Origin of the sequence: Enterococcus sp. AZ170, assembly GCF_050545135.1 — a bacterium.
Taxonomy (GTDB): domain Bacteria; phylum Bacillota; class Bacilli; order Lactobacillales; family Enterococcaceae; genus Enterococcus_L; species Enterococcus_L ureilyticus.
The window spans coordinates 91414-104925 of record NZ_CP172947.1; the positions used below are offsets into that span (position 1 = coordinate 91414).

A 13512-nucleotide genomic window follows, 5' to 3' on the forward strand; every position below is an offset into this window, starting at 1 on the left:
CTTTTTTAGAATGAAATGAATAACGTGCCGATCATTTCGCCCGCTAAAATATCAAAAATAATTTTAGGTTGTTGTCCGTTTGCTAAAATCATCGCGCCATTATGCTCTAATACGCGTTCTGCCGCTTTTAATTTGCTATACATACCACCAGTACCAAAACGACTACCTTTGCCTCCTGCAACTTGTAAAAGCTCGTCATTGATAGCGTTGATTTCAGAGAAGAGGGTGGCATCTTTGTTGGTATTGGGATTATCAGAAAAGAAACCATCAATATCCGATAACATGATCAAGGCATCTGCTTGAATGAGTTGGGTAACAATTGCGGATAGTTGATCATTGTCACCAAATTTCGTCAGATGGTCTAATTCATCGATCGCAACCGTATCATTTTCATTGATAACTGGGATGATGCCCATCTGCAGTAATTGTTCTATTGTATTCGTTACGTTTTTACGGCTTTCAGGATATTCGATCACATCTCGAGTCAATAGTAGTTGGGCAATTTGCTGGCTATAAGTCAAAAAGCGCTGATTGTAAATATTCATCAACTCCGCTTGCCCAACTGCCGCCACCGCCTGTTGCTCTGGAATGGTCGGGGGTCGTTTGTCCATGTTTAATTTATTTAAGCCAACACCGATTGCGCCAGACGAGACTAAGATGATCTCTTTGTCTTGGTTACGCAAATCGGATAAGGTAAAAGCTAATTGATCGATGGCGCTTAAATTGATATTGCCATTGGGGTAGATCAATGTACTTGTCCCAACTTTGACGACGATTCGTTTTGCTTCTTTTAATTGTTTTCGCATGGTTGACCTCACTTATATCCTAACATTTCCAGGTTATTTTACTTAAGGCTATTATCTAGCCATTTCCGTTTATTTGCAAGAAAGCTTGGACAAAAAATTCTGCTTTTGTCCAAGCTTAGATTTTATTCTTCTATTTTACAGCTTTCCGTTCAATTTGTCTCTAAGTCATGGACAAATAATCCACTTAACAATTTAGGTTCAAACCAAGTTGATTTTGGCGGCATGATTTTTCCTGCATCTGCAACATTTAGTAGATCATCCATCGTTGTTGGGTAAACGGCAAAAGCAACCGACCATTGTCCGCTATCTACTAATTGTTCTAATTCCTCCATGCCACGAATGCCGCCGACAAAATCGATCCGTTTATCTGTGCGGACATCTTGGATATCAAAAATTTCTGCAAATACATGATTTTGAAGTAAAGAAACATCTAAACCAGCAACAGGATCATCAGATAAAATTCCTTCTTTAGCGGTTAAAGTAAACCACTGTCCTTTTAAATACATCCCAAATGCTTTTGCTTGAGTAGGTTTTCCATTGTCTGTTTTTGTGACTGTGAATGCCTCTGCTAAACGATCAAGGAAATCTGCTTCGATCGGGACATTCAAGACCCGGTTATAATCTAAAATTTCTAACTCTTCTTTTGGAAAAATAACAGATAAGAAGTAGTTAAATTCAGCTGTATCAGTTGCTTCAGGATGTGCTTCTTTTTTCTTTTGTCCAACTTTTACCGCAGATTCGGTCCGATGATGTCCATCTGCAATGTATAAAGCCGGCACATCTTGAGCGAAACGTGTCACTAGTTGTTCGATCACTTCCGGTTGGTCTACAAGCCAAACACGATGTGTAACGTCATGGAAACTTGTAAAATCATAAACGGGAGCATGAGTTGTTTTCCAGTCGTCTGTCACTGTTTGAATCTGTTTGTTTTGGCGATAAGTTAGAAAAATCGGGCTAGTATTGGCATCACAAGCTTCAATATGACGGATGCGGTCGACTTCTTTTTCTGGACGAGTAAATTCATGTTTTTTGATCTTACCTTCTGTGTAATCCGTGATCGAAGTACACGTCACAAGACCAGTTTGAGCGCGGCCATTCATTGTTAATTCGTAAAGATATAAAAGCGGTTGCTCATCTTGGACCAACCATTCTTTTTGTAAAAAGGCTTGTAAATTACTAGCAGCTTTGGCATAAACTTGCTCATCGTAAGGAGAAAGAGTTTCAGGTAAATCGATTTCTGCTTTGTCGATGTGCAGGTAAGAATATGGATTATCGGCACCTAATTCTCGAGCTTCTGCTGAATTTAGAACATCATAAGGCAAGGTAGGGATTTTTTCGCTAAACGCTGCCGCTGGTCGAATACCTTTAAAGGGATGGATCATAACCATTAGTAACTCACCGCCTCAGTATTTTTGATGGTTCTGACACGAATAATATTTTCAGCTGCTTGAATTTTTTCTGCAGCAGCATTGATTTTTTCTTCATCCGTTTCGGCAATATCAACAATTGTATAGGCATAGTCATCACGACTACGGTTGATCATCGTATCAATATTGATTTCTAAATTAGCAATGCCTGTTGAGATTTGTCCTAACATATTGGGAACGTTTCTGTGGATGATCGTGAAACGGAATGGCGAATTGAAGGCCATTTCGACCGTTGGGAAATTGACAGAGCGTTTGATATTCCCTGTTTCTAAGAATTTTTTCAGTGTACGAGCAGCCATCTTGGCGCAGTTGACCTCAGCTTCTTCCGTTGAAGCACCTAAATGAGGTAAAACCAAGATTTTGTCGTTGTGCAATAAGCGTTCATCTGCAAAATCTGTGACAAAATTACTGATTTCTCCTTGAGCAAGGGCTTCGATCACAGCTTGCGTTTCCACTAATTCACCACGAGCAAAGTTAAGTAAAACAGCATTTTTTTTCATTTGTTTCAGTTGTTCTTTGCCAATCAAATGATGGGTATTTTCAGATAAAGGCACATGAACAGTGATAAAATCACAGGTTTTTAATACCTCTTCCATACTTTGCGCTCGTTTGACACGACGTGAAATACTCCAAGCAGTATCAACGGATACAAAAGGATCGAAACCTGTTACTTCCATGCCCAAACGATAAGCATCATTAGCAACCATTGCACCAATTGCACCTAAACCGATCACACCGAGTTTTTTGCCTTCTAATTCCGTTCCAGCAAACTGTTTTTTCTGTGCTTCCGCTTGTTCTTCTGTGTCAGCTCCAGTCAATGTTTGGACCCAGTTGGAACCTTTTAAAATGGGACGTACGGATAGAAGTAAGCAAGCGATCACTAGCTCTTTTACAGCATTTGCGTTGGCACCTGGGGTATTAAAGACCACGATTCCCTCTTCAGTACACTGTTTGACTGGCACATTATTGGTTCCAGCTCCGGCACGTGCGACGGCTAAGACTGACGCAGGAAAGGCATAATCATGGAGTTTTTCACTACGTAAGATGATACCGGCTGGGGCTTCTGTTTTATTGATCGTAAAATTTTCTTCGTTAAAGCGTGCTAAACCAACTGGGGCGATCGCATTGAATGTTTTAATATCATACATCTAGTTCGTTCCTCCGTATTCTGCTTCAAATTTTTTCATTAAGTCGACTAAAGCTGAAACACCAGCTTTAGGGAAGGCATTGTACAAACTAGCACGCATACCGCCGACAGAACGATGCCCTTTCAAGTTTTCAAATCCTGCTGTTAAGGCTTCTTGATTAAATTTTTTATCTAGCTCATCACTTCCAGTAATAAAAGGAATGTTGTTGATTGAACGGTCTTTCGGATTTACAGGTGAAGAAAATAAGTTGGAGGCATCGATTGCATCATATAAAATGGCTGCTTTTTCCTTATTTTGTTGTTCCATTTGACGAACGCCACCTTGTTCTTTGATCCATTCAAAGACAAGTTTAGCCATGTAAATGCTGTAAGTCGGCGGCGTATTGTACATTGAGCCATTTTTTGCATGGATCTCATAATCCAACATAGCGCTGAGAACATCTGCTTGACCAATCAAATCATCACGAACAATCACAACTGTAAGTCCGGCTGGTCCAATATTTTTTTGCGCACCAGCGTAGATCAACCCAAAGTCAGCGACGTTATAGTCAATTGATAAAATATTGGAAGACATATCAGCGACGATCGGCACATCACCTGCATCCGGCAAATTAAAAATCGTGGTGCCTTCGATCGTATTGTTGGTCGTAATATGGAGATAAGCAGCATCTTGCGGAATATCTTGTTTATGGATATCGGGAATATAACTGAAATTTTTATCTTCACTTGATGCAATGACCTGAACATCAACGTTATCGATTTTTTTCGCTTCGCTGATGGCTTTTTTTGCCCAAGAACCAGTATTGACGTATAAGGCTTTTTTATTTTGTGCTAAATTCAAAGGAACCATCGTAAATTGCATACTAGCGCCCCCTTGTAAGAAGAGGACTTTATAGTTATCAGGAATCGTCATCAATTCTCTGAGTAGTGTTTCAGCATTTTCAATGATCGATTCAAAAAGGGAGGACCGGTGACTCAGCTCCATCACGGACATGCCGCTGTTCTCGTAATTCACCAATTCGGATTGTGCTTTTTCCAATACACTTTTAGGTAAAACGGCGGGACCAGCTGAAAAATTGTAAACAGTTTTCATACATCTATCTCTCCTTCGATATGATCATTCATTTACTCAATTTAGTATTAGTAAATGTGAAAACCATTATAACAGAAAGGCTAGATTAAAAAAAGATTAAAAAGGAAGTTTCGTAAAATTTTTCACGGAGTTTTCATTCTGAAGAGCATCGCAAACATGTTTATAAATTGGTAAACATGTTCACATCCGCTTGAAAGCGCTTCTTATTGTGGATTATTTCTACTATAATATGGCGTGAAGAGACATCGGCCGAATCGTTCTTCTATCGTAAGTTTTGAAGGGTATAACTCATTAATAATTCAAATTGAATCAATACAGTACCAAAGAATAATTGCGGATAATAGTCTTGATGAGAGCTTGGTGAATAAGTATTCGTGCTAATAGACAGTGTAGAAGTTTTACTGATAGCTGACTGATCACTGCCTACAAAACAAATACTTTCAAGTTCATTGGTTTGAGCAATTTCTGCTAGTTCAAACATCCTACCAGTGTTGCCGGAATTGCTGATGAAGATCAAAAGTACGTCATCTTTATGACTTTTCCTTAAAAACTCTAAGTGACTATTCGAAGTTGCTCTAAAGCCATAAAGATTGAAGTATTCAGCAAAGTAATTTGCTAAATTTTGTGAAAACCCAGAACCTAAGATCATAATATTCTTCTCTTGATATTTTTTTAGAAGTCCTAAAAAAGATTCTCCGTATGCTGCAACTACATCGTGTTTTTCTAGTCGTTCTTGGTTGAGATTAAATTCACTGATGTAAAAAACGAGTTCGCTATAGCCAGTGAAATTCATTTTTTTCGCCATATTGATGATCGTTGCAGTAGAAACAAAACTTTTTTTCGCAATTTCTCGAATACCTAAGTTTTTTAATTCAACACGATGATCATTCATGTACGCTAAAATTTGGCTTTCCGTTTTATTTAATTGGTATTTTTCTGCAAGACTATCAATATTCACTTGAATCACCCTTAAATTCATTTTAGTTAGGAGTATTATAACATGACAGAACAAGAATATATCCATGATCCGTGGGCAAGAGTTAAAACTAGAAACAATCTAAACGGAGATGAAGTTGTCTCTGCTTTACAAAAGTCGATTCGTCGTGGAAATGAACGCGCAGCCTGCGACTTCGCTTATGAAATGTACATTACTTCCCCTCAATTTGAAGAAAAATTATGGCGTAGGTTGCTGGCAATTTCAGTTGAAGACATTGGCATGGGTAATGAAAATGCTGCAATCATGATTAATAACTTAAATCAAATGCGTAAAGAATTCCAATATAATGAATCTGATCGAGCGATGTTCTTTTTCCATGCGATTCGCTATTTATGTCACTCTGAAAAAGATCGTTCTTCTGATTTATTAAAAAATATCGTGATAAAAAGCTTTGCGATGGGGTACGTTCCTGAAATCCCTGATATTGCTTTGGATAAACATACTACTCGAGGAAAAGAAATGGGACGTGATTCCAAGCACTTTTTAAATGAAGCAAGCATCGTCATTCCCCAAGCTGAAGTGACCAATGATTATAAAGAGGAGTACGCCAAAATCATTGAACGCTATGACCCGAATGAAGTCGTTGAATCGGCTTTTGAATTTAATTCTTGGCAAGTCTAAGGAGGACTTTTTGATGAAAAATTCAGTGAGTACTAAAGGATCTATGGTCAATCGATTAAATGATATTTTAAGTCCGTTTGCAACTAAAATTGGCAATCAGCGACATCTTAAAGCAGTTTCTACCGGAATGATGTTTGGCTTACCGTTTATTGTGATTGGTTCCTTTTTCTTAATTTTTGCCAATCCGCCGATCAATATGGATCAGTATGATCCGACTCATGCTGGACTTTTTATGAAATTTTTAGCGAATTGGAAAGAATTCGCAGTTGCCAATTACGATGTGATCACAGCGCCATACAATCTTACGATGGGTATCATTGGCTTGATCAGTGTTTTTGGGATCGCTTATTCGTTATCAAATGAATACAAATTAAATGCTGCGATGAACGGCATGGTCAGTATGGTGACATATTTATTGGTTTGCACGCCTGTGAAAGAAGGGACGATTTCTCTAAATTATTTAGGGACGAATGGATTGTTTGTGGCAATTATTTTAGGTCTTTTAGTAGTCGAAGTCAGTCGTTTTTTTGAAGTGAAGAATATTAAGATTTCACTGCCAGACACAGTACCGCCAATGGTCGTGACATTTATCAATACCTTGATTCCCTTGTTGACAAACATTGTGCTTTTTTATGGTATGAATCTGGTTTTTCTAGGATTGCTCGATCAAACATTTCCTGACGCAGTCATGTCCGTGTTGACTCCTGCTGTGAATATAGCTGGAAGTTTAGGCGGGCTGTTATTGATCGTGACCTTAGGAAATGTCCTTTGGTTATTTGGCATCAATGGATCATCGATTATTTTTCCCATTGTATTTACATTAGGAGTCGCTCAAACAGGATTAAATGCGGAGCAAGCTGCAAATGGAGAAGTGATGAGTCATTTGATGAACTTGCAGATGTTCCGAATTTCTGTTTTGGGTGGTGCTGGTAATACGTTAGGTTTAGTGATTTTAATGATGTTCAGCAAAGTACCGCAATATCGTACGATTGGGAAATTGTCCTTTGTACCAGGAATTTGTTCTATCAATGAGCCTGTTATTTTCGGCTTACCGATTGTGTTTAATCCGATTTTAGGGATTCCATTCTTACTGATGCCTGTCATTTCGTTGTTTCTAACGTATTTTGCGCAGAAAATAGGCATGATCTCTCTAGGTTTTATCGTGGATCCTTCATTTACACCATTTTTCGCTCAAGCGTATCTAGCTACGATGGATTGGCGTAATATTGTATTCTATGTTTTCTTGGTCGTTTTGAGTATCTTCGTTTATTACCCATTCTTTAAAGTCTTTGAAAAAAATCAAACGAAGTTAGTGGATGAACCAGTGTAGATGAATGCACAAAAAATTAGTGCAACAGACGGAATTGATGTTTGTTGAGGAATAGTTAAGTAATTGTCTCGGTGTTGAGAATTCGGTGATCGACTGAATTCTTTTCATCGAGTTTTTTTTAGTCAGTGATTCATTTCACTTTTTCTGTTAACGTGGTAGACTACCTACATAACAAACTGTATCAAAGGAGAATAATTAATGGCTAAATTAAAAGAACTGGCCCGCAATGCTTTACAAGTTGCGCCGTTTACTTTATCGAATACAATTACTTTTATCCCTTACTTTTTATTTCTAAGTTTAAGCGATGGCAAGACAATGGAGCGGATTTTACCGTTTGTCTTGTTTTATACTTTTCGTATGACAGGTATTTTCCTGTTGAAGAGTTTCAAACTGGCATTGACAAGCTTTAATGTGTTGATCATTTCTATATTGATCGGAGGTGCCGGGTGCTTGCTTGGTGTGATGGGGCAATTTTACTTTCCGGCGTATCTTTTTTCAGCAGTTTTACTAGGGTTAAGCGCCTCGTGGCTGCCAGCTGCCAATACAACTGTCAATTATCATGAAAAAAGACAAGGATATTCTGTATTGACTGCTAGGAAATATCTATTCATTATACTGATTTTAGCTGGAGTGATTTCCTCACTAACACTGACAAAGGAATTGAGAATTCCTTTAATTTTAGGAGAGTACACGTTATTGTATATTGCGGCGTATCATACAGTGACCCATTATCCAGATTATGAAATTGATTTTAATGAAGTCGATCAACAGGTAATAGCGATCAAAGAGTTCTTTTTATTTCTAGTTTTCTTCGCACTCTTGCTATTTATTCGTTCAGCACGTTTATTGTTTGATCCTCAATTGTTGGATGCGGGAATTATTGGATTTTCGGTTTTGTTTTTAATCTCTGCTTGGTATTTGAATCGTCGAAGAAAGACTTGGAAGTTACCATTGTGGCTTAATTTACTAACATTTGGCAATGGGATGTGTATGAATTTTCTCCTGCTTTTTGGCACGTTTTATGTTTCACTACGTTTAGGTGCAAGTCGACTTACAGTCAATTTGTATGTTCCGTATATTTTAGGGATCGTTGCTTCGGCCTTCGTTATTAAATTGTTGTATCGTTTGTTCGCTACACTCGATCCGAAGACTGTCCATGTTGGAGGCTTTATCTTTTCTTTATTTCTACTGTTGTTTCGTCCGCTTTTTCCTATTGGCGTCTTTCTTTTAAGTTGCCTTATCAGCGCTACTGGTAATTTCTTGAACCGAAGCTACTATCAAGAAGAGATTTTGCCGCAGGATCAGCGAATCATTACAAAATATAGTACTCAAACGAAAGGCAGTGTTAGTCATCAATTGTTGTTGATGAGCATTTTGTGGCTGTTGGCTAAGCAAGCGCACTTACCTGTCAAAACTGTGTTGCAGATTACAGCACATCGAACCCAAAATCCTGGCGCGCTCCAGTTAGTGGAGCATATTCACATCATAAGTATCGTTGGATTGATTCTCTTTTTTTCTTTCATCTTATATACGATGATAAAATCGAATATTAAACAGGATTATCAACAAAATCAGCCTAAATGATGTGAAAACACTAAAAAAGCACAGGAGAATATTAAAGAAAGTATAAAAGTAAACTGGGGACCATGGGAATATGTTAAAATAGAAATAGTTTACAAGTAGAGGAGCTTTTTAATGAAACAACGAGGATTTGAAATTATAACAGATTATACAGACAAAGGAATCTCGATTCCGCAGCGTGCGACCAAAGGTGCTGCAGGATATGATTTTGAAGCAGCAGAAACAGTAGTAGTACCAAGCGTTTGGCAATTACAAGCCCAAGGCATCGCACCTAAACCTGTTTTAGTAAAGACAGGGATCAAAGCATATATGGCTGAAAATGAATACTTAGAACTCGTGAGCCGTTCATCGAACCCCTTGAAACGCTTTTTAATGTTAGCGAATGGCGTAGGTGTGATCGATCGCGATTATTATAATAACGAAGGCAATGAAGGACATATCATGTTTCAATTTCTAAATTTCGGGTATGAAGAGATGACCATCGAAAAAGGGGAACGAATCGGACAAGGGATTTTCAAACCGTTTCTTTTAGCGGATGTAGATGACGTAGAAAATGAACGTACAGGTGGTTTTGGTTCATCTGGCAAAAACTAAAATGGAATCGCTTGGAAATTGCGTATCTTAATAGAGGGAAGTCTTAGTCTAAGCTGCTTATATTATGGTAAAATAAAGAATACATCAAAATGAGGAGATAGCATATGGCAAAGAAAGCAAAAGTTCAATTTGAGTGTCAAACGTGCGGATACATCTCCCCTAAATATTTAGGCCGTTGTCCGAACTGTGGTCAGTGGAACACGATGACAGAAGAAATTATTCAAGATACGACCGATCGTCGTGCGAGAGTGAGCCTAACGGGTAAAAAAACACAGCCCCAACGTTTAGCTGAAGTGGTTCCCAAAAAAGAACCTAGAGTTAAGACGAAGTTGGTAGAGTTGAATCGAGTCTTAGGCGGCGGCGTGGTTCCTGGGTCGCTAGTGTTGATTGGCGGGGATCCTGGGATCGGTAAATCAACATTACTTCTACAAGTATCTCAGCAACTAGCTGAAATCGGTGGTAAAGTTCTTTATGTTTCTGGTGAAGAAAGTGCAGAACAAATCAAAATGCGTGCGGAGCGTTTAAGCTCGATCGATACAGAATTTTACTTATATGCAGAAACAGATATGAATGAAATAGCCCGAGCAATCGAAAAACTGGAGCCTGATTATGTCATCATTGATTCGATTCAAACGATGACACAACCCGATGTAACCAGTGTTGCCGGTAGCGTCAGTCAGGTGCGAGAGACGACAGCTGAGTTATTGAAAATCGCAAAAACGAATGGGATCGCCATTTTTATCGTGGGTCATGTGACCAAAGAAGGGTCAATTGCAGGACCTAGAATGTTAGAGCATATGGTGGATACGGTTTTGTATTTTGAAGGAGATAAGCATCATACGTTCAGAATATTAAGAGCAGTAAAAAATCGTTTTGGTTCCACGAATGAGATCGGTATTTTTGAAATGCGGGAGCATGGACTAGAGGAAGTAGCAAATCCTTCTCAAGTATTTTTAGAGGAACGCTTGGCTGATGCCACTGGTTCAGCAATCGTCGTAGCCATGGAAGGCACCCGTCCGATTTTAGTCGAGGTCCAGGCGCTGATCACACCAACGATGTTTGGCAATGCGAAACGGACCACAACGGGTTTAGATTTTAATCGAGTTTCCCTAATTATGGCTGTTTTAGAAAAACGTGCAGGGTTATTGCTGCAAAACCAAGATGCCTACTTAAAAGCGGCAGGCGGTGTCAAAATCAATGAACCGGCAATCGACTTAGCGGTGGCAGTCAGCATTGCTTCCAGTTATAAAGAAAATGGAACAAAACCCACGGAATGTTTTATTGGTGAGATTGGATTGACTGGCGAAATTCGTCGTGTGAATAGTATTGAACAGCGAGTGCGTGAAGCGCAAAAGTTAGGCTTTATCAAGATTTATTTACCGAAAAATAATTTAGGTGGTTGGACACCTCCAGAGGGAATCGAGATTGTTGGCGTGGCGACGATCGGAGAAACACTAAGAAAAGTATTCAAATAGACTGAACGTGAGAATCGTTACAATGACTAACCAACGATTTCTCCTTTCATTCTGTAAAATTAAGTATATTATATTGGAGGATGAATCTATGCAAAAACGTGTCATCACTTTGCTGATGATCGTCGTTGGTGCAAGCTTAGGTATTTCACTATTACCGATGGCTTGGGATATGGCGAAACAGGCAGATAATACATGGCTGAACAATAACTTCACTAACAGTTTGATTGGTGCACTTATTTTCTTTATTTTATCGTTAGGGTTAGCAAAGTATATTGTTTCAGGTGTAAAAAGAGTAGAAGCAGCATTAAATGAAATGAGTTTGACCTATCTATTATTTGGAAGTGTAGGAGTAATCATAGGGTTGATCATAGGTGCGATTATTTCGATTCCAATGTACAACTTGAATATTCAGTTTGTAAACAGTGTTTTACCGATTTTAGTTATGATTATCTTTGGGTACCTTGGCTTTCGTATGGGGACGACTCGAATTGATGAATGGCGTAGAATTTTTACGCCTAAGCAAAAGAAAATTCCAGCTGAAAGCGGTGGAGAAGTTTTAGATCGTAAAGTGGAAGATCATTTTCATAAGTACAAAATTTTAGACACTAGTGTGATCATTGACGGTAGAATTTATGATATTGCCAAAACTGGATTTTTAGAAGGCGTTATTTTGATTCCTAATTTTGTCTTGTATGAGTTGCAATATATCGCGGATTCTGGTGACAGCTTAAAACGTGTTCGTGGTCGCCGTGGCTTAGATATTTTAAATGCCCTACAAAAAGAGGACGGAATTTCTGTAGAAATGTATGAAGGTGATTTCGAAGACATTGCAGAAGTAGACAGCAAATTGATTAAATTAGCCAAACTGTTGGATGGTGTGGTTGTAACGAATGATTATAATTTAAATAAAGTATCTGAATTTCAAAATGTACCTGTGTTGAATATCAATGCCCTGGCTAATGCAGTAAAACCTGTTGTGATTCCAGGTGAGACGATGAATGTCATGGTTGTAAAAGCTGGAACAGAGCGTCAGCAAGGTGTGGCTTACTTGGATGATGGTACGATGGTTGTGGTCGAGGACGGACAGCATTATATGAGTCAGCATATTCAAGTAATTGTTACTAGTGCGTTACAGACGGCTGCTGGACGGATGATTTTTGCGAAACCTGCTCATTCAGGACGCGGCATCGACGATAGTAAAGAAGAACATAAAGCTAATGAGAAGAGCTGACAATCGAAACACAGCACTAGATTATGAAGTTATTTTATTGGCAGCGGGGCAAGGAAAAAGAATGGGTGCTAGCCGTAACAAAATTTTACTACACTTAATCGGTAAACCAGTCATTTCTTATTCGTTGAAGACGTTTTTAAATGACCCTGCCTGTCAGCATATTATCTTAGTCACCCAAGCAGATGAACAAGATTTGTTAGCTGCGATGATCAAGAAAGAAATAAAAAAAAAAAGGTGTCCTATAACGCTGGTATCTGGTGGCAGCGAACGTCAATATAGCGTTTTCAATGGATTGAGTGCCTTATTTGATCTTGAAAATATTGTAATGGTTCACGATGGTGCAAGACCATTTGTTAACCTGGCTCAATTGAAAGCATTACATCGAAAGGTGCAAGAAACGAGAGCTGCAATTTTAGGAGTTCCAGTGAAAGATACGATCAAACGTGTTGTTGAAGGAATCGTTCAAGAAACCGTTCCACGTGAAACATTGTGGCAAATTCAGACCCCACAAGCATTTTATGGAGCCGATTTGCTAGCAGTTCATGAATGTGCGCAGCGACAAGGTTATTTAGGGACAGATGATGCTTCTCTTATTGAAAAATATAGCAATTTGTCAGTCTCAATGGTATTGGGTAGTTATGAAAATATCAAATTGACCACGCCAGAAGATATGCTGATCGGTGAAGCTATCGTGAAACGAAAAAGAAGCTAGGTGAAAAAGATGATACGAATTGGACAAGGATTTGATGTTCATCAATTAGTTGAAGGACGTAAATTGATTATTGGCGGTGTAGAATTACCGTTTGAAAAAGGGTTGCTGGGGCACTCAGATGCGGATGTTTTACTACATGCCATCACAGATGCTTTACTAGGAGCGGCTGGACATGGCGATATTGGACACTTGTTTCCCGATACAGATCCTGCATTTAAAGATGCTGACTCAATAACATTACTATCAGAGGCAAATCAAAAAATATTGGCGGATGGCTTTACTATTGGCAATATTGATTGTACAATTTTAGCTGAACAACCAAAGATGAAACCCTATTTAGAACAAATGAAAAAAAACATCGCCAAGGCCTGTCAAATTGACACAAACCAAATCAATTTGAAAGCAACAACGATGGAGCAAATGGGTTTTATTGGTCAAGAAGAAGGTATGGGAGCGATCGCGGTCGCTTTACTCGATAAATAGAAAGAGGAATGCACA

13 protein-coding genes are annotated in these 13512 nt (G+C 38.7%); 8 read left to right on the plus strand and 5 right to left on the minus strand.

The genetic code is table 11. The features are described 5' to 3' along the window. Positions 1-5: 5 nt before the first annotated feature. The 5 genes from proB to IGJ55_RS00420 form a co-directional block, all read right to left on the minus strand. Positions 6-806: a glutamate 5-kinase gene (gene proB, locus IGJ55_RS00400; RefSeq protein ID WP_429951401.1), complete on the minus strand. Its 801-nt coding sequence runs from the start codon at positions 804-806 to the stop codon at positions 6-8. 149 nt (positions 807-955) lie between these two features. Continuing rightward, positions 956-2194: a DUF1015 domain-containing protein gene (locus tag IGJ55_RS00405; protein WP_069639489.1), complete on the minus strand. Its 1239-nt coding sequence runs from the start codon at positions 2192-2194 to the stop codon at positions 956-958. Beyond that, positions 2194-3381 carry a phosphoglycerate dehydrogenase gene (locus IGJ55_RS00410; protein ID WP_069639490.1) on the minus strand — a complete coding sequence of 396 codons (1188 nt, stop codon included), beginning with the start codon at positions 3379-3381 and terminating at the stop codon, positions 2194-2196. Before IGJ55_RS00410 ends, IGJ55_RS00405 begins: the two co-directional genes overlap by 1 nt. Continuing rightward, positions 3382-4473 (minus strand): 3-phosphoserine/phosphohydroxythreonine transaminase, encoded by a 1092-nt coding sequence (gene serC, locus IGJ55_RS00415; protein ID WP_430607033.1) that lies wholly within the window; start codon positions 4471-4473, stop codon positions 3382-3384. It lies immediately after the preceding gene. Between the two features lie 262 nt (positions 4474-4735). Continuing rightward, the gene (locus tag IGJ55_RS00420; RefSeq protein WP_430607035.1) at positions 4736-5431 is read right to left on the minus strand and encodes a MurR/RpiR family transcriptional regulator; all 696 of its coding nucleotides are present in this window, start codon (positions 5429-5431) and stop codon (positions 4736-4738) included. Between the two features lie 42 nt (positions 5432-5473). Between IGJ55_RS00420 and IGJ55_RS00425 the strand changes: the two genes are divergently transcribed. The 8 genes from IGJ55_RS00425 to ispF all read left to right on the plus strand — a co-directional run bounded on the left by IGJ55_RS00425 (position 5474) and on the right by ispF (position 13497). Continuing rightward, the gene (locus tag IGJ55_RS00425; protein ID WP_069639493.1) at positions 5474-6091 is read left to right on the plus strand and encodes a hypothetical protein; all 618 of its coding nucleotides are present in this window, start codon (positions 5474-5476) and stop codon (positions 6089-6091) included. A 13-nt stretch (positions 6092-6104) separates the two neighbouring features. Further along, complete coding sequence (locus tag IGJ55_RS00430) at positions 6105-7421, plus strand: PTS sugar transporter subunit IIC (protein ID WP_207121143.1); 1317 nt, start codon at positions 6105-6107, stop codon at positions 7419-7421. 198 nt (positions 7422-7619) lie between these two features. Then, positions 7620-9005 carry a hypothetical protein gene (locus IGJ55_RS00435; RefSeq protein ID WP_430607037.1) on the plus strand — a complete coding sequence of 462 codons (1386 nt, stop codon included), beginning with the start codon at positions 7620-7622 and terminating at the stop codon, positions 9003-9005. Between the two features lie 111 nt (positions 9006-9116). Beyond that, positions 9117-9596, plus strand: a complete 480-nt coding sequence (locus IGJ55_RS00440; RefSeq protein WP_430607039.1) for a dUTP diphosphatase — start codon at positions 9117-9119, stop codon at positions 9594-9596. A 104-nt stretch (positions 9597-9700) separates the two neighbouring features. Next, entirely contained in the window at positions 9701-11071 is a 1371-nt protein-coding gene (radA, locus tag IGJ55_RS00445; protein ID WP_430607042.1) for a DNA repair protein RadA, read from the plus strand. A gap of 88 nt (positions 11072-11159) precedes the next feature. Continuing rightward, positions 11160-12302, plus strand: a complete 1143-nt coding sequence (locus IGJ55_RS00450; protein WP_069639498.1) for a PIN/TRAM domain-containing protein — start codon at positions 11160-11162, stop codon at positions 12300-12302. Beyond that, positions 12289-13014 (plus strand): 2-C-methyl-D-erythritol 4-phosphate cytidylyltransferase, encoded by a 726-nt coding sequence (gene ispD / locus IGJ55_RS00455; protein WP_069639499.1) that lies wholly within the window; start codon positions 12289-12291, stop codon positions 13012-13014. Before IGJ55_RS00450 ends, ispD begins: the two co-directional genes overlap by 14 nt. A 9-nt stretch (positions 13015-13023) precedes the next feature. Then, positions 13024-13497, plus strand: a complete 474-nt coding sequence (gene ispF, locus IGJ55_RS00460) for a 2-C-methyl-D-erythritol 2,4-cyclodiphosphate synthase (protein ID WP_069639500.1) — start codon at positions 13024-13026, stop codon at positions 13495-13497. Positions 13498-13512: the final 15 nt, after the last annotated feature.